General features: G+C 72.4%; 17 protein-coding genes. 8 read left to right on the top strand and 9 right to left on the bottom strand.

Going from position 1 to position 16,462, the window contains the following annotated elements:
- Positions 1–60: 60 nt before the first annotated feature.
- Positions 61–267 (top strand): hypothetical protein, encoded by a 207-nt coding sequence (locus QE370_RS00235; protein WP_253025878.1) that lies wholly within the window; start codon positions 61–63, stop codon positions 265–267.
- A gap of 119 nt (positions 268–386) precedes the next feature.
- On the opposite strand, the gene QE370_RS00230 is transcribed toward QE370_RS00235, so the two are convergent.
- Positions 387–1,205 (bottom strand): aldo/keto reductase, encoded by an 819-nt coding sequence (locus tag QE370_RS00230; protein WP_253025880.1) that lies wholly within the window; start codon positions 1,203–1,205, stop codon positions 387–389.
- Positions 1,206–1,315: 110 nt separating this feature from the next.
- Positions 1,316–2,434 carry a citrate synthase 2 gene (locus tag QE370_RS00225; protein ID WP_253025882.1) on the bottom strand — a complete coding sequence of 373 codons (1,119 nt, stop codon included), beginning with the start codon at positions 2,432–2,434 and terminating at the stop codon, positions 1,316–1,318.
- An 80-nt stretch (positions 2,435–2,514) separates the two neighbouring features.
- Here QE370_RS00225 and pdxH point away from each other — a divergent pair, with 80 nt between their 5' ends.
- Entirely contained in the window at positions 2,515–3,171 is a 657-nt protein-coding gene (gene pdxH, locus QE370_RS00220) for a pyridoxamine 5'-phosphate oxidase (RefSeq protein WP_309632996.1), read from the top strand.
- A 5-nt stretch (positions 3,172–3,176) separates the two neighbouring features.
- On the opposite strand, the gene QE370_RS00215 is transcribed toward pdxH, so the two are convergent.
- Positions 3,177–3,455 (bottom strand): hypothetical protein, encoded by a 279-nt coding sequence (locus QE370_RS00215; protein WP_253025884.1) that lies wholly within the window; start codon positions 3,453–3,455, stop codon positions 3,177–3,179.
- A gap of 50 nt (positions 3,456–3,505) precedes the next feature.
- Here QE370_RS00215 and QE370_RS00210 point away from each other — a divergent pair, with 50 nt between their 5' ends.
- Positions 3,506–4,762, top strand: a complete 1,257-nt coding sequence (locus QE370_RS00210) for an MFS transporter (protein WP_309632995.1) — start codon at positions 3,506–3,508, stop codon at positions 4,760–4,762.
- 200 nt (positions 4,763–4,962) lie between these two features.
- Here QE370_RS00210 and QE370_RS00205 read toward each other — a convergent pair whose 3' ends face one another.
- The 3 genes from QE370_RS00205 to QE370_RS00195 form a co-directional block, all read right to left on the bottom strand.
- On the bottom strand, positions 4,963–6,267 hold the full coding sequence (locus QE370_RS00205; RefSeq protein ID WP_309632994.1) for a hypothetical protein: 1,305 nt from the start codon (positions 6,265–6,267) through the stop codon (positions 4,963–4,965).
- Between the two features lie 81 nt (positions 6,268–6,348).
- Positions 6,349–7,068, bottom strand: a complete 720-nt coding sequence (locus QE370_RS00200) for a hypothetical protein (RefSeq protein WP_309632993.1) — start codon at positions 7,066–7,068, stop codon at positions 6,349–6,351.
- A gap of 52 nt (positions 7,069–7,120) precedes the next feature.
- Positions 7,121–8,476, bottom strand: coding sequence for a deoxyribodipyrimidine photo-lyase (locus tag QE370_RS00195; protein ID WP_309632992.1), 1,356 nt, complete (start codon positions 8,474–8,476; stop codon positions 7,121–7,123).
- A gap of 46 nt (positions 8,477–8,522) precedes the next feature.
- On the opposite strand from QE370_RS00195, the gene QE370_RS00190 reads away from it, so the two are divergent.
- Positions 8,523–9,212: a metal-dependent transcriptional regulator gene (locus QE370_RS00190; RefSeq protein ID WP_067859227.1), complete on the top strand. Its 690-nt coding sequence runs from the start codon at positions 8,523–8,525 to the stop codon at positions 9,210–9,212.
- Positions 9,213–9,257: 45 nt separating this feature from the next.
- Here QE370_RS00190 and QE370_RS00185 read toward each other — a convergent pair whose 3' ends face one another.
- Genes QE370_RS00185 through QE370_RS00175 form a run of 3 tightly spaced genes read right to left on the bottom strand, consistent with a single transcriptional unit; the run spans position 9,258 to position 12,276 of the window.
- On the bottom strand, positions 9,258–10,163 hold the full coding sequence (locus QE370_RS00185; protein WP_309632991.1) for an NAD(P)H-binding protein: 906 nt from the start codon (positions 10,161–10,163) through the stop codon (positions 9,258–9,260).
- A 2-nt stretch (positions 10,164–10,165) separates the two neighbouring features.
- The gene (locus QE370_RS00180; protein WP_253025896.1) at positions 10,166–10,972 is read right to left on the bottom strand and encodes a DUF1295 domain-containing protein; all 807 of its coding nucleotides are present in this window, start codon (positions 10,970–10,972) and stop codon (positions 10,166–10,168) included.
- Positions 10,969–12,276, bottom strand: coding sequence for a cyclopropane-fatty-acyl-phospholipid synthase family protein (locus tag QE370_RS00175; protein WP_309632990.1), 1,308 nt, complete (start codon positions 12,274–12,276; stop codon positions 10,969–10,971). The genes QE370_RS00180 and QE370_RS00175 overlap by 4 nt, the downstream gene beginning before the upstream one ends.
- Before the next feature lie 128 nt (positions 12,277–12,404).
- On the opposite strand from QE370_RS00175, the gene QE370_RS00170 reads away from it, so the two are divergent.
- The 4 genes from QE370_RS00170 (at position 12,405) to QE370_RS00155 (ending at position 16,459) form a co-directional block, all read left to right on the top strand.
- On the top strand, positions 12,405–12,854 hold the full coding sequence (locus QE370_RS00170; protein WP_253025900.1) for a PGPGW domain-containing protein: 450 nt from the start codon (positions 12,405–12,407) through the stop codon (positions 12,852–12,854).
- 10 nt (positions 12,855–12,864) lie between these two features.
- Positions 12,865–14,070 (top strand): S8 family serine peptidase, encoded by a 1,206-nt coding sequence (locus QE370_RS00165; protein ID WP_309632989.1) that lies wholly within the window; start codon positions 12,865–12,867, stop codon positions 14,068–14,070.
- A complete protein-coding gene (locus QE370_RS00160) occupies positions 14,067–15,017 on the top strand; it encodes a 1-aminocyclopropane-1-carboxylate deaminase/D-cysteine desulfhydrase (protein WP_253025840.1) in 951 nt (316 codons plus the stop codon). Before QE370_RS00165 ends, QE370_RS00160 begins: the two co-directional genes overlap by 4 nt.
- Positions 15,018–15,094: 77 nt before the next feature.
- The gene (locus tag QE370_RS00155; RefSeq protein ID WP_253025842.1) at positions 15,095–16,459 is read left to right on the top strand and encodes an NAD(P)/FAD-dependent oxidoreductase; all 1,365 of its coding nucleotides are present in this window, start codon (positions 15,095–15,097) and stop codon (positions 16,457–16,459) included.
- The last annotated feature ends 3 nt before the right edge of the window (positions 16,460–16,462 follow it).

The following is a 16,462-nucleotide window of genomic DNA, read 5'->3' as shown; positions in this document are numbered from 1 at the left end:
TCCCAAAGGACTAGTTCGGTGTAGTCTCCTGCTACCAGGACGACCACGGAAGGAACCACGGTGTCGACGAACCGCACGCGCTCCATGATCGCAGCAGCCGGTGCCGCCGCCCTGTTCACGATGGCTCCGGCCGCCGCGAACGCGACCGTCCAGGGAATCCAGCCGCTCGGCCAGGGCATCCAGCCCCTGGGCGAGGGCATCCAGCCGCTCGACGACACCGCCGGCATCCAGCCGCTGGTCGCGGGACTGGTGCCTGACGCCGGCTGACACGACGTCCGGCCTGTCGGGGGACGGGTCGGCGGTGGAGCATCTCGGGGGGATGGTCCATCACACACGACGAGACCCTGGCCGTTCGGGGGGATGGCCAGGGTCTCGTCGCGTGCGGGTCAGTTGAACTCGGCCGGGTCCGGCCCGGTGCGCTCGTCGCGGTTGATCGCGCTGATGCGCTGCAGCTCGTCGTCGGAGAGCGTCAGCTCGGTCGCGGCGAAGTTCTCGGCGATGCGCGACGGCGTCACCGACTTCGGGAAGACCACGTTGTCGAGCGCGAGGTGCCACGCCAGGACGACCTGGCCCGGCGTCGCGTCGTGCGCCTGCGCGATCTCCACGACCGCGGACTCGTCGAGAACCTCGCCCTGGGCCAGCGGGCTCCACGCCTCGGTCACGATGTCGTGCTCGGCGTGGTAGGCGCGCAGCACGTCCTGCGTGAGTGCGGGGTGCAGCTCGATCTGGTTGACCACGGGGGTCGTGAGTCCCTCGTCGGCGAGGCGCTGCAGGTCCTGCACGCGGAAGTTGGAGACGCCGATCGAGCGCACGCGACCGTCGGCCTTGAGCTGCTCGAAGGCCTTCCAGGTCTCGACGTAGGTGTCGTGCGCGGGCGTCGGCCAGTGGATCAGGTAGAGGTCGAGCGTGTCGATGCCGAGGCGGCCCATGCTGGCGTCGAAGGCGCTCAGCGTGGAGTCGTGGCCCTGGTCCTCGTTCCACAGCTTGGTGGTCACGTAGACCTCGTCGGCGAGGCCCGTGGCCTTCAGGGCGGCGCCGACCCCCTCCTCGTTGCCGTAGATCCGGGCGGTGTCGATGTGGCGGTAGCCGACCTCGAGCGCCTGCTCGACGGCCGCCTGGGTGTCGGCGGGGTCGATCTGGAACACGCCGAAGCCGACCTGCGGGATCGTCGTGCCGTCGTTGAGTGCGATGTCGCGTACGGTCATGCTTCCCACCGTAGGGGCCTGCTGGTGATGCGCAGCCCGAGCCGCGACGACGACGGCGCCCGCCCCGACGTGGTCGGGACGGGCGCCGTGCGATCGCGCGGGGCGTGGGGTCAGCGGTCGGCCCAGGCCGGGTTCCAGCCGTCGACCTCGTCGGCCTTGCGCTCGGACGGACCGACGTAGATCGACGAGGGACGGATGAGCCGGCCCTTCTTGTACTGCTCGAGGATGTGCGCGCTCCAGCCGGCCGTGCGGGCCGACGTGAACATCGCGGTGAACATGTTCGGGGGCACCTCGGCGAAGTCGAGGACGATGGCCGCCCAGAACTCGACGTTGGTCTCGAGCACGCGGTCGGGGCGGCGGGCACGCAGCTCGGCCAGGGCGGCCTGCTCCAGGGCCTCGGCGACCTCGGCGCGCGGCGCGTTCAGCTCCTTGGCCGTGCGGCGCAGGGTGCGGGCGCGGGGGTCCTCGGCGCGGTACACGCGGTGCCCGAAGCCCATGAGGCGCTCGCCGGAGTCGAGGAGCTGCTTGACGTAGCCCTCGGCGTCGCCGGACTTCTCGACCTGCTCGATCATGTGCAGCACGCGCGAGGGCGCGCCACCGTGCAGCGGTCCCGACATGGCGCCCACCGCGCCCGAGAGCGCGGCGGCGACGTCGGCGCCGGTGGAGGCGATCACGCGCGCGGTGAAGGTCGAGGCGTTCATGCCGTGCTCGGCGGCCGACACGAGGTAGGCGTCGATGGCCTTGGCGTGGTCGGGGTTGACCTCGCCGCGCCAGCGCATCAGCATGCGCTCGACGATCGTCTCCTGCTCGTCGATGACCGCCTGCGGCACCATCGGGAGGCCGACGCCGCGCGCCGCCTGGGCGACGTACGACAGGATCATGACGGCGGTGCGGGAGAGGTCCTCGCGGACCTGCTCGGGGGTCTGGATGTCGTACAGCTGGCGCAGGCCCCAGGCCGGCGCGGTGAGCGCGATGGCGCTCTGCACGTCGGCGCGGATGTCGCCGGAGTGGACCGGGATGGGGAACGGCTCGGCGGGCGGCAGGCCCGGCTCGTAGTGGCCGTCGACGAGGAGTCCCCAGATCTTCTCGAACGGCACACGGCCGACGAGGTCGTCGATGTCGACGCCGCGGTACCGCAGCGCGGACCCTTCCTTGTCGGGCTCGGCGATCTCGCTCTCGAACGCGACGACTCCCTCGAGCCCGTGGTGCACCTGTACGTCATCAGCCATGCCTGCATTCTGCCCTGAGCCATGAGCACCCGGCACGGCGAGTCCTGCTGGCTGGTCCGGGCGGCGCTAGCGTGAGCCGCATGGAGCGTCCGATCGACCACGACCGTCTGGCCGCGATGCGCAGCGAGTACGAGGAGGGTGGGCTCGACGAGGCGCAGGCGGGCCACGACCCGTTCGACCTCCTGGCCCGGTGGCTCCGGGACGCCGTCGACGCTGGCGTGCCGGAGCCGAACGCGATGGCGCTCGGCACGGCCACCCTCGACGGTCGCCCGTCGGTGCGGATCGTCCTCATGAAGGGCCTGGACGAGCGCGGCGTCACGTTCTTCACGCACTACACGTCGCGCAAGGGCAGCGAGCTCGAGGCGAACCCGCGGGCGGCCGCGACCCTGCTGTGGCACCCGCTCCAGCGCCAGGTGCGGGTGGAGGGATCGGTGCAGCGGCTGCCGGCGGCCGAGAGCGACGCCTACTTCGCCAGCCGACCGCACGGCGCGCAGGTCGGCGCCGTCGGCTCCCACCAGTCACGACCCGTCACCGACCGGCGGGCGCTCGAGGCCCAGGTCCGGGCGGCGGAGGACGCGGCGGGCGACGGCGAGGTGCCGCGACCGTCGACCTGGGGCGGCTACCTCCTCGTCCCGGAGACCATCGAGTTCTGGCACGGTCGACGCAACCGTGTGCACGACCGGCTGCTGTACCGCCGCGACGTGGGGGGATGGGAACGCGTGCGGCTCCAGCCGTAGGGACGTCAGAGGTAGAGCGCCGCCGCGGCGAGGGCCGGGAGCAGGCCGAGCAGGGTCCACGGCGACACGGGGGAGAGCCGGTGGACGAGGCGCCCGGCGGACACCGCGGCCATACCGAGGGCCGCCATCACGCCGACCAGCACCAGTGCCGCGTCGTGCCGCTCGTCGGCGAGCATCGCGACCGCGGCGGTGAGGGCACCGAGCGGGAAGCACGAGACGGCGAGCACCAGCAGGCTGATGATCCACTGCTGCACCTTCTGCGTCGACATCGGTGCGCGGGCCATGAGGGCATCCTGCCAACCGTCGGGTCCGGGGCATGCGTCAGGATCGTTGCGTGAGTCGACTGTCCGGGGTGCTGACCGACGTGCGCCCGCTGCGGGCCTCCCCGGCGTACCGACGGCTCTGGATCGGCCAGACCGTGTCCGCCTTCGGCCAGCAGATGACGATCGTCGCGATCGCGTTCGAGGTCTACTCGCTGACCCGCTCGTCGTTCTCCGTCGGCCTGATCGGGCTTGCCGGGCTGCTGCCGCTCGTGCTCGGTGGTCTCTACGGCGGCGCGCTCTCCGACGCCTTCGACCGACGTCGGGTGGCGCTGGCCTCGGCGCTCGGGCTGTGGCTGTGCTCGATGGCGCTCGTCGCGCACAGCCTTGCCGGCATCGACTCCGTGGGGTTCCTCTACGGGCTGGTGGCCGTGCAGTCGGCGCTGTTCGCCGTGAACCAGCCTGCTCGCTCGGCGATGCTGCCGCGGCTGCTCCCGGCCGAGCTGCTGCCGGCCGCGAACGCGTTGGGCATGGCGGCGACGAACCTCTCCTTCACGGCCGGGCCGTTGCTCGGCGGCGTGCTCATCGCGTGGAAGGGCGTCGACGCCGCCTACGTGGTCGACGTCGTGCTGTTCGTCGCCGCGCTGTACTCGCTGTCGCGGCTGCCCGCGATGCCCCCGACATCGCACCAGGGGGCGCCCGGTCTGCGGTCGGTGGTGGAGGGGCTGCGCTTCCTCGGCGCCGCCCCGAACGTGCGCATGACCTTCGTCGTCGACCTGTTCGCGATGGTGCTCGCGCAGCCGAGGGCGCTGTTCCCGGCGCTCGCCGTCACGGTGTTCGCCACCGGGCCGGAGACCTTGGGGCTGCTGCAGGCGGCACCCGGGATCGGTGCGGTGGCCGCCTTCGTCGTCTCCGGCTGGGTCAGCCGGGTCCACCGCCACGGCGTGGCCGTCGTCGCGGCCGTGTGCGTGTACGGCACGGTCGTGGCCCTGGCCGGCGTCTCGGTGTTCTCCGGAGCCTCGCTGCTGTGGCTGTGCGTGCTGATGCTGGCCTGCTCGGGTGCGGCCGACATGGTCAGCGCGGCCTACCGGTCGACGATCCTGCAGACCGCCGCGCCCGACGAGATGCGAGGTCGGATGCAGGGGGTGTTCATCGTCGTCGTGGCCGGTGGTCCGCGACTCGGCGACTTCGTGATGGGCTCGCTGGCCGGCCTGGCCGGCGAGGCGTGGGCCATGACCGTCGGCGGCGCGCTCTGCGTGGCCGCGACGGCCTGGTTCGGGCTGCGGTCGCGCGGCTTCCGCGCCTACGACGCGCGCAACCCCACGCCCTGACCAGCAGGGCGAAGGTCTCCTCAGGTGGGCTTGGGGCTGGAGTGACTGGGCTTGACGTAGCGGCCCGAGACGACGGACCGGGTTGCAGACGACGAGGACTGACGCGTTCCCTCGATGGAGCGAATAGTTCCCATCGCACGCTCAGTGGTCTTGATCTTCCGGGCCATGTCAGTTTCCTCCGTCGCCAGCGTATCGCGCTCTCACCATGTTGTACCCCGAGCCTCCGACACAAGCCAGGCCCAGCACTGGATCGCCAGGGATGTGGCAGCAACGGCAGAACCGCTCCACCACAGCACGTCTGTGAAGGGCGAATGCAGGACTCCAACAAGGCTCGCCGCCCCGGCGAGCAGGAGAACGATGCAGACGACCGTCAGCAAGCGCAACGGCCACAACAGATGCGAGAGCACTGCGTTCTCGCTCGGTCGTGAGAGCGCCAGCGAGTAAGCAGCAGGAATGATGAGCAGCACGGCAGCAGCGCCGTCGCTGCTGGTCAGGAGAGCCTCATGCGCGCCGGGCAGCAGTCGTTCGAGGGCGAAGACCACGCTCGTGAAGGCAGTGGTGAAGAGTGCAACTGACCTCATTCCCCCGCGGGGAACCATGAGGCTCAAGACTGCCTTCTCCTGCGGCGAGACGTCGTAGGACTCGACCGTGTGTCCTATCAACCCGATCTGATCGTCTTCACGAAAAGGTGAGTCGCCCGCTCCCATCGGTAGTGACATGTGGGAGATCAGCATTCCCGGTACCGCATGGACCTCCAGGTGGTACGACGCCGCGTCCGAGGCTCCGCCGACGTCCAGCTGCAGAGGTAACGCTCTCAGCCCCAGTCCCACCTGGAAGCGCTCCACAAGCGTCGGTAGCTCGTCCGGAGGATCAATCTGCCAGTGCGACGAGTACTTCACGATCTGCCTCTGGCAAGAATCGAAGGGCAGGAGGGTGATGAGCAGAAAGTTTCGAGCCAAGTCTTGAACGAGGTTCCTCGTTTCCTGGTCCAGACGCTCGGCCTGGAACACGCTTGCACCTTGAACCGTGCCGTCGACGAGGTCGTCCGCAAGCTTGGCTGCTTCCGGAGAAGGGCTGTGAACCACGTCGTACAGGGCCTGGAGGATGTCGGGTCCCAGATCATGGTCGAGGTCGACCCTGAAGCGTTCTGCGAGGACTGACCAGGCTACGAAACCGTCGTCGGCGCGCCCCAGAACAGTCAACGGACGTCCGTCCTGGTCCTGAAGGTCGAAATCTCTGAGCGGTCGCTTCTCAAGCATCGTCAAGGGCACGATGCGCCACGTCGGCTGTCCGGCCTCACCTCCGACGGTTGCATCTCCGTAGGGCGTGAAGTCCAGCGAGACCCGCCGCCGGCCAAGCTCCCCTTCGAGCAGGCGCAGGCTTTCTACCTTCCTGTGTTTCCAGGAGGACCCGACGGCGAGCGCGGCGGCGACCTTTGACCCGAGCTCGTAGTCGGGCGTTGCCATGTCGGGGAACAGGAGATGTGCACTCGCACCTACGGTCATCCGGTCAGCGTCGCAGATCCCGCTGACAACATGCAGACGCGACCGTTGCGGTCGGAGTTCTGTGCGGTGGGAGAGCTGCTTTCACGAGAAGCGGGCGAGGTCGATCTCGATCCACACCTGCTCGGCGCGACCGAGCAGCTCGCCGTCGGTGGTGTGCAGGGCGGTGGCGGTGCGGAACTTGCGGCCGTCGCGCTCGCGCAGCAGGCCCGACGCGACCAGTGGCTCGCCGGCGGACGGACGGCGCAGCACCTGCGCCGTCATGCGGCCGAGCACCATCGCCTGCGCGGTGAAGTCGGCGGCCCAGCCGCCCGGGCAGTCCAGCGCCGCCCACGTGGTCGGGACGTCGAGCAGCCCGTCGTCGCCGGCCACGCCCGGGTCGGGCGTCCAGGTGCCTGCCGTGCGCCGGCCGTCGCCCACCGGACCCGTGAACAGCCGCAGCCCGTCGCCGGGCTCGCGGTCCGTGCCGCAGGTGAAGCAGCGGTCGAACGGGTGCAGCGTGAAGCCGGGGTAGGACGCCACGCCCGCCTCGGCCTCCTCGGCCGACGGCGCGGGCAGGGGATCGTGCTCGAACGTCCCCGCGGCCGCCTCGCCGATGAGCGCGCCGCCGGCGGTCACGAGGCGCACCTCGTCGGGGTGCTCCTCCCAGGTGAGCGGCACCTCGAGCGGGGGCGGCTGGCGCAGCGTGGCCGTCACGACCTCGTCGCCGTGCCGCTGGGTCTGCTCGTGGGCGAGCAGGCCGCTCACCCACCCGCCGTTGCCGGAGTGCTCGGGACCGTTGTACCTGCGCGGGATCGTCGTCACCGCCCCACCGTAACCACGGACCCGCCCGCGAACGACGACCCTCGGTGCAGGGTCAGGAGCGCAGCGCCGCGTAGCGACGCAGCGACTCCTCGCGCTCCTCGGCGTGGTCGACGATCGGCGCGGGGTAGTCGGCCGGCGGCTCGTCCAGCTTCCACGGCTCGTGGACGAACGTCTTCGGCACGTCGCGCAGCTCCGGCACCCAGCGACGCACGTAGGTCCCGTCGGGGTCGAACTTCTTGCCCTGCGACGTCGGGTTGAAGATGCGGAAGTACGGCGACGCGTCGGTGCCGCAGCCCGCGACCCACTGCCAGCCGTGCTGGTTCGACGGCGGGTCGGCGTCGACGAGCAGGTCGAGGAAGTGGTCGGCGCCCACGGTCCACTCCAGGTGCAGGTCCTTGACGAGGAAGCTGGCCACGATCATGCGCACCCGGTTGTGCATCCAGCCCTCGGCGAGCAGCTGGCGCATGCCGGCGTCGACGATCGGGAACCCGGTGCGCCCGTCCTTCCACGCCTGCAGGTCCTCGCCCGGCTCGTCGTAGTCCATCGCCTCGAACCGCTTGTCGTAGTAGCCGGCGAGCGTGTCGGGGCGGTGGTGCACGACGTCGGCGTAGAACTCGCGGAACGCCAGCTCGCGTGCATAGGCCTCGGCCCCCTTGCTGCCTCGGTCGGCGAGGTCGGCCAGCATCGTCCGCGGGTGGATCGTCCCCCACTTCAGGTGCACCGACATGCGCGACGTCGCGTCGCGGCCCGGCAGGTCGCGCAGGTCGTCGTACTCGTCGACCTGGTCGAGGTACTCGCGCCAGCGGCGCCGGGCAGCGTCCTCGCCCAGCGGCGGGAGCGTGACGCCCTCAGGCGGGTCGACGTCGGGGATCTGCTTGGTGCGCACGTCGGCGCGGATCCAGGGCACCGACCGCACGCCGGGGGCGGGTGCGCGCCAGCCGTGCTGCTGCCAGGCGCGGTAGAACGGGGTGAAGACCCGGTACGGGCTGCCGTCGTCCTTCGTGACCCGCCCCGGCGCGACGGCGTACGACGAGCCCGTGCGCACGAGGGCGACGTCGTCGTCGGCGAGGGCCTTCTCGACCCGGTCGTCACGATCCTTCTCGTACGGGCCGTAGTCGGCGGCCACGTGCACGCTGGTGGCCTCGACCGCGCGGGCGACGCGCGGCACCACCTCCCACGGCTTGCCGTGCACGACCGTGAGCCCGCCGACGCGCTCGTCGAGGTCGCGCAGGAGCGCCATGAGGTAGGCCAGGCGGGTCCGGCCGTTCGGTCCCCAGTAGTGGTCGTCGAGCACGAACATCGGCACGACCCCGTCCGGACCCGCCTCGATGGCCTCGCGCAGCGCGGGGTTGTCGTTCAGCCGGAAGTCGGAGCGGAAGCAGATCACGGAGGTCGACACGGTTCTCATCCTCACGCGTGCACGGGCTGTCTGCACGCCATGGAACAATGGGCGCGTGAGCGAGCTGATCGACACCACCGAGATGTACCTGCGCACCGTCTTCGAGCTGGAGGAGGAGGGCATCGTCCCCCTGCGCGCGCGCATCGCCGAGCGTCTGCACCAGAGCGGCCCGACGGTCAGCCAGACCGTCGCCCGCATGGAGCGCGACGGCCTGCTCACCGTCGAGGGCGACCGTCACCTCGAGCTGTCCGACAAGGGCCGCGCCCTCGCCACCCGCGTCATGCGCAAGCACCGCCTCGCGGAGCGTCTGCTCACCGACATCATCGGTCTGGAGATCGAGTTCGTGCACGAGGAGGCGTGCCGCTGGGAGCACGTCATGTCCGAGCAGGTCGAGCGCCGCCTGGTCGAGCTGCTCGAGCACCCCACGGAGTCGCCGTACGGCAACCCGATCCCCGGCCTCGACGAGCTCGGCGAGACCGTCGACCCCTCGCTGTTCCTGCACGGCGTGGAGCCGCTCACCCGGGCGGTCCGCGGTGGCGACGAGCCGGTCCGCCGGATCGTGCGTCGCATCGCCGAGGAGCTGCAGAAGGACACCGAGGTCATGTCGGTGCTGCGCCGCGTCGGCGCGCTGCCCGGCAACGACGTCCTCGTCTCGCGCGGTCACGACGGCGTCGTCGTCGCCCGCCAGGGCGAGACCGCCGAGGTCGACGCCGACGCCGCGGTGCACATCTTCGTCAGCGAATAGAGCTTCTCCGGCTCCTGCCGGCCTGGCCCGACGACGACGCGACGCTCAGGCGTTCGCGCGCCGCAGGGCCTCCTCGACACCGGTCGGGCCGCCCTCGGGCGGACCCACCAGGGCCTCGAGGTCGCGCTCGGTGCACACCATGTCGAGGCTCAGGCTGTGGACGAGGGCAGCGTTCAGCGAGCTCGACCCGGGCGCCAGCGTGCCGACGACCAGGCTGAACGTGTGCGGCAGCAGCACGGGGAACAGCAGCGCCGGAGGGCGCCGACGGCCCGACGCGTGCGCGTGCGCCTCCAGCAGCTCGCGGTAGCTCATGACGTCGGGACCGCCCACGTCGAAGCCGCGGTTCACGTCGTCGTCGAGGTCGGTGACGGCGACCAGGTAGTGCAGCAGGTCGTCGAGCGCGACCGGCTGCATGTGCCGGCGCAGCCACGTCGGCCCGACCACCACCGGCAGCAGCCGGGTCGCGACCTCCATGAGGTCGAACGACGCCGACCCGCGGCCGATCACCATGCCCGCCCGCAGGACCACGGCGGGCACCGCTCCCGCGAGGAGGATCTGCGCGACCTCGTCGCGCGACGCCAGGTGCTCGGTCGGCTCGCTGTCCGCCGGCGGGCGCAGACCGCCCAGGTAGACGATGCGGCGCACCCCGGCACGCTCGGCCGCGGCGGCGAACGTCTGAGCCATCTCGCGGTCTGCGGCCGCGTAGTCGTCGCCGTCGGACATCGCGTGCAGGAGGTAGTGGGCCACGGACACGCCGTCGAGCGCCCGGCCGAGCGACCCGGCGTCGGTCGCGTCGCCCTGCACGACCTCGACGTGGCGCACCCAGTCGGCGTCGGGCAGCCGCGCCGGGTCGCGCACGAGCACGCGCACCTCGCGGCCGAGCTCGACGAGCCTTGCCGCCAGGTGGGCACCGACGAAGCCGGTGACCCCCGTGACGAGCACCGGCGCCATGCTCAGGCCTTCTTCGGGGGCAGGGGGATGAAGCCGCTCGTGCGGCGCACGTACTCGTCGTAGCCGGGCTTGCTCTTGCGCATGCCCTTCTCGTTGTTCGCCGCCCCGGTGACCTTGGTGAGGAAGATCGTCATCGCGATCGGGCTGACGACCGTGGCGACGCCGGCCCACGACGACGCGGCGACCAGCCAGATGCCGGCCCACACGCAGGCGTCACCGAAGTAGTTCGGGTGCCGGGTGTAGCGCCACAGTCCCTGGTCCATGATCTTGCCCTTGGTGTCGGGGTCCTTCTTGAACTGGGCGAGCTGCCAGTCGCCGACGGCCTCGAAGAACAGGCCGACCGCCCACACCGCGACGCCGAGCCACCCGAGCCAGCCGACGACGCCGAGGTTGTTCATGCCGACCATGACCGGGGTGGCGACGAGGAACATGGCGATGCCCTGCGGCAGGAACACGCGGGTGAGCGCCACCTGCGCGAACGAACGACCGTCGGCCTCGGCCAGCTCGGCGTAGCGGGGGTCCTCGTCCTTGCCGCTGTTGCGGTGGTGCAGGTGCGCGGCGAGGCGCAGGCCCCACAGCGTCACCAGGACCAGCAGGAGGAGCTGCGGGGCGGGCATGCCGTCGCCGGCGTTCGTCACGAAGACGGAGACGACGGCGACGAGGACGAACCCGAGCGGCCAGGCGGTGTCGACCACCGTGAGCTTCTGCACGCGCACGGAGATGGCCATGCAGACGCCCATGAAGACGACGACGGTCGCCAGCCCGATCGCCAGGGTGAGCAGACTGTGCGATCCGTCGTTGGCGATCATGCGAGCCACTCCAGCGGGGTCAGCGGCATGTCCGAGCGTCCGGCGGGCGACGGCTTGACCGCGAGGATCTGGTCGACGCCCATGCGGTTCTCCTCGAACGCGAGCGACCCGCCCGCCAGGTAGAGGCGCCACACCCGCGCGGTCTCCTCACCGACCAGCGCGACCGCGGTGCCCCAGTTCTCCTCGAGGTTGCGGGCCCAGCCGGCGACGGTCAGGGGGTAGTGCTCGCGCATCGCCTGCACGTCGCGGATCTCCAGGCCGGCTCCGGCGATGAGGCCGATGGTCTTGGCGATCGGCTTCATGTGCATGTCGGGGGCGATGTAGGTCTCGATGAACGGGCCGCCCCCGGGACGGTCGCCGACCTGGTCGTTGCTGCGCGACATCTGCTGGATCAGCACGCGGCCGCCGGGGCGCAGGTAGCGGTGGATCGACTCGGTGAACACGACGTACTCCTCGTCGCCGACGTGCTCGCCCATCTCGATCGAGGCGATCGCGTCGATGGTGCCGTCGGCCACGCCGGCGCCGGCGAGGTCGCGGAAGTGGCGCAGGCTCACCTCGACGCGACCCTGCAGCCCGCGCTCGGCCGCGCGCTTCATGACGAAGTCGCGCTGCTCGTGCGACAGGGTGACGCCGGTGACGTGCACGCCGTAGTGCTCGGCGGCGTGCAGGCTCAGCGAGCCCCAGCCCGAGCCGATGTCGAGCATCCGCATGCCGGGTCGCAGGCCGAGCTTGCGGCAGACGAGGTCGAGCTTGGCGGTCTGCGCCTGCTCCAGCGACCACGTCGGGTCGGCGTGGAAGCCGCTCGAGTACGCCATCTGCGGGTCGAGGACGAGCTCGTAGAAGTCGTTGGAGAGGTCGTAGTGGTGGCTGATGGCGGCGCGGTCGCGCTCGCGGCTGTGCAGCTCGCCCGAGAGGTTCGACTCCGCGGCGGGCGCCTTGGGTCGACGCCCGATCGCGCCGAGCCGCAGGGCCAGCCAGGCGCCGCGCAGTGCGTGCCGGGTCTTGATGCGCGGACGCGCGGCGTTCGCGTCGGCTGCGCGGGCGTTGCGGACGGCCTCCCACATCGTGCGCAGCCCGTCGGCGAGGTCGCCCTCGATGTCGAGGTCGCCCTGCACGTACGCCCGGGCCACGCCCAGCTCGCCGGGGGAGTACAGCACGTGGCGGACGGCGCGCTTGTCGCGCAGCACCAGGACGGGGGCGTCCTCGGGGCCGGCCTCGCTGCCGTCCCACAGCCGCAGCCGGACGGGGAGGGTCATGCCGAGGGCGTCCTCGGCGAGGGAGTGCAGCGCAGCAGCCTTGTTCATGGGGTCAATCCTGGTCCGGTCGGGTCGGCCCCGCCAGCCGGGGTCCGCGTGGGGTGTTCGACGCCGTCGGCGTCGGGGATCGGTGGGCGTCGGGTGCCGCGGCTGGGACCGTGCGGCATCCTGTGCGCATGGAAGGTCGGGGCCGCGATCAGGGCGTGGCGGAGCGGGTCGTCACCGAGGTGCTCGGCTGGACGGTCGTCGTCATCGGCATCATCCTCTGGCCGCTGCCCGGCCCGGGCCTGCTGATCATCCTCGCGGGCATCACGATCCTGGCCCGTCAGCACGCGTGGGCGCGGCGGGTGCTGGACCCCCTGCGCGAGAAGGCGGTGGAGGCCGCCCGGTTCGGTGTGGCCACCTGGCCGCGCATCGTGCTCAGCGCGCTCGGCGGCGTCTGGCTCGCCGTGCTCGGCGTCGTGTGGTGGGTGAGCCCGACGATCCCGGAGTTCGAGGTGCTGGGCGTCGGGTTCGGTCCGCGGCTGCCTGCGGCGGGCTGGGGGACGGGGCTCGGGCTGGTCGCGTCGGCCTTCGCGGCGTGGGGTCTGCTCGTGTACAGCGTGCTGAGGTGGCGGGAGCGGTAGTCTCCGGCGCGTGACCCCACGCACACGACGTGTCCGCGCGGCCGCCCTGGCGGCGGTCGGCGCAGCCTGCGCGGGCGCGGTGGTCGTGCCCGCGTCGGCGGCGCCGCAGGTGGACTCCACGCGGGCTGCCGTGGCGCGGATCGTCGGCTCCGCCCCGCTGGAGGGAGCGTTGCGGGTCGTCACGACCACGACCGCACCGGACGGGCGACCCGTGGTGCGCACCGTTCGTGTCGACGACCGTGCGCAGGCGCGGCGGGTCGTGGCCGCCCGCCTCCAGGACCCCGCCACCGTCACGGTCTCCATGGCGCAGCCCGTGACGGCGCTGCGCTCGAACGACACGTTGCGCGGTCGGCAGTGGGCGCTCGACCGGCTCCAGGCGGAGACGCTGTGGCGCCGCGCCGACGGTCGCGCCACCCGCTCGACCCCGCGCGCCGTGGTCGCCGTCGTCGACACGGGCGTCGACCGCACCCACCCCGACCTGCGCGGCAACGTCATGCGGGGCGTCGACGTGCTCACGGGCGGGACCGTCTCCCGCGACCCCCACGGGCACGGCACGCACGTGGCGGGGATCGTCGCCGCGGTGGCCGGCAACCGTCGGGGCGTCGCCGGCCTGGCGCCGCGCGCCGCGGTCCTGCCGGTCCGCGTGCTCGGTGCCGACGGGCGGGGCTCGAGCGACGACGTCGCGCGCGGCGTGCTGCTCGCCGTCGACCGCAAGGCGCAGGTGGTGAACCTGTCGCTCTCCGCCAGCACCGACGACCCGGCACTCGCGCGGGCCGTGGCCTACGCGCAGCGCAAGGGCGTGCTCGTCGTGGCGGGCGCGGGCAACAGCGGGTGCGGGGTGCTGTTCCGGCCGGTCCAGTACCCGGCGGCCTACCCGGGCGTCGTGGGCGTGGGCTCGGTCGACGCCGACCTCAGGGGATCGTCGTTCAGCAGCTGCGGGTCGTGGGTCGACGTCGTCGCCCCGGGGCGGGGCATCTGGTCGACGGTCCCGCGCGACGACCGGCTGTCGTGCCCCGACGACTACTGCGCGCTGAGCGGCACGTCGATGTCGTCGCCCTACGTCGCCGCGGCGGCCGCACTCGCCATGAGCCGCCGCGGGCTCAGCGCGCAGCGGGTCGCGGCGCGACTGGAGGAGACCGCCCGCGACCTCGGACCGCGGGGCAAGGACCAGACGTTCGGTGCGGGCCTGCTCGACGCGCGGCGGCTGGTCGGATGAGCCTGCTCCTGCGCCGGTTCCCGGGTGCCGACCTGCCGTGGACCCGGCTGGGCCGCGGCCCCACCCCGGTGCGGGAGATCGACGGCTTCTGGCTGAAGGACGAGTCGGTCTTCGGCGACGGCGGCTGGGGCGGCAACAAGGTCCGCAAGCTCGAGTGGATCCTGCCCGACGTGCGGCGTCGCAAGCGGGGGACGCTCCTCACGGTCGGCGGCATCGGCACCCACTGGGGCCTCGCGGCGGCCCTGTACGGACGCGAGGAGGGCCTGCGGGTGGTGCTCGGGCTCGTCGACCAGCCCGTCGACGACCACGTCCGCGAGCAGACCCGTCGCCTCGACGCCTCCGGTGCCGTGGTGCACCGCTTCCGGTCCGTGGCGCGGCTGCGCGCAGCGGCGCCGTTCCTCCTCGCCCGCTACGCCGACGGGCTGCGGACACCGGCCTACCTGCCGGCCGGCGGCTCGTCGCCCGTGGGCACGCTCGGCTACGTGGAGACGGCGCTCGAGATCGCCGCGCAGGTCGAGGCGGGGCTGCTGCCCGAGCCGGCGACCGTGGTGACGGCGGTGGGCTCCGGCGGCACTGCGGCGGGCCTGACGCTCGGCCTGCGGCTGGCGGGGCTGCGCTCGCGCGTGCTCGGCGTCGTCGTCAACGACTCGTTCCGGCTCGACGCCGTCACGGTGGCGCGTCTCGCCGACGACACCGCGTCGTTGCTGCGCACGCGGGGCGTGCTCGTCGACGCCCGGGTGAGGCCGGACGACCTCGACGCCGACCACGGCTGGCTGGGTGCCACGTACGGGGCGTCCACCCCGGAGGGCGAGGCCGCCCTCGCGTGGGCGCAGGAGCAGGGCCTGCACCTCGAGCCGGTCTACACGGCGAAAGCGCTCGCAGCGGTCCGGGCGCGGTCGGCCGCCGGCCCCGTGCTGTTCCTGCAGACCCACGGACCCCGTCCGTAGCGGTGTCCGCCGCGGGGGCGCGACGGTGAGCTCGGGGCCCGCTGGCCCGGGTCGGCGGTCTGCCCCAGGATGGGGTCATGACGACCTGCGACGTGGTGGTGATCGGACTCGGACCCGGTGGAGAGGCGCTCGCGTCCCGGCTGGCGGGGGAGGGCCTCGACGTGGTCGCGGTCGAGTCGGGGCTGGTCGGCGGCGAGTGCCCCTACTGGGGCTGCATCCCCTCCAAGATGTTCATCCGCGCCGCCGGTGCGGTGGTGGAGACGCGACGTGCCGCGGAGCTGGCCGGCGCCGCCACCGTCGAGCCCGACTTCTCCGTCGTCGCGCGTCGCATCCGGGAGGAGGCCACCGACGACTGGGACGACACCGTCGCCGCGGAGCGCCTCGAGGGGTCGGGCGCTCGCCTGCTGCGGGGTCACGGTCGGCTGGCGGGGCCGCGGGCCGTGGAGGTCGACCTGGCCGAGGGCGGGACCACGCGCCTGGAGGCGCGGCGCGGCGTGGTGCTGAACCCGGGCACCCGTGCCTCGGTACCGCCGATCGACGGCCTGGCCGACACGCCGTTCTGGACGAACCACGAGGCGCTCGAGGCGTCCGTGCTCCCGGCCACGCTCGCGGTCGTCGGGGGCGGTCCGATCGGGCTCGAGCTGGCCCAGGCGTTCGCTCGGTTCGGCAGCGAGGTCACCGTCGTGGAGGTCGGCCCGCGCATCCTCGGACCCGAGGAGCCCGAGGCGGCCGACGTCCTGCGCGGCGCGTTCGAGCGCGACGGCATCGACGTCCGCGAGGGCGAGCGCATCCACTCCGTGTCGCACGACGGGCAGCAGTTCACGCTCGAGCTCGCGTCGGGCACGGTGCACGTGGAGCAGCTCCTCGTCGCCGCCGGACGCACGCCGCAGATCTCCGACATCGGCCTCGACACCGTCGGTCTCGACCCCACCGCGCGCTCGATCGACGTCGACGACGCGATGCAGGCGGCCGACGGCCTGTGGGTCGTCGGCGACGTCGCCGGCCGCGGCGCGTTCACCCACGTCTCGATGTACCAGTCCGACCGGGCCGCGCGAGCCATCCTCGGCGAGACGCTCCCGGAGTACGACGGCTCCTTCCCGCGCGTCACCTTCACCGACCCCGAGGTCGGCGGGGTCGGCCTCACCGAGAAGCAGGCGCGGGAGCGCGGGATCGACGTCCGGGTCGCGACCACCGACCTCGCCCAGAGCTCGCGTGGCTTCACCCACGGCCCCGGCGCCGAGGGCACCGTCAAGCTCGTGGCCGACGCCGCACGCGGCGTGCTGGTCGGTGCGACGTTCGTCGGCCCGACGGGTGGCGAGAGCGTCTCCGGGCTCGCCGTGGCGGTACGGGGCGAGGTGCCGATCGCGACGCTGCGCAACTCCGTCTACGCCTACCCCACGTTCTGGCGGGCCGTGGAGACTGCGCTCGGCGAGCTCGACTGAGCC

It is taken from the genome of Aeromicrobium sp. SORGH_AS_0981, assembly GCF_031453195.1.
Classification (GTDB): domain Bacteria; phylum Actinomycetota; class Actinomycetes; order Propionibacteriales; family Nocardioidaceae; genus Aeromicrobium.
This window is presented reverse-complemented; position numbering and strand designations above follow the sequence as displayed.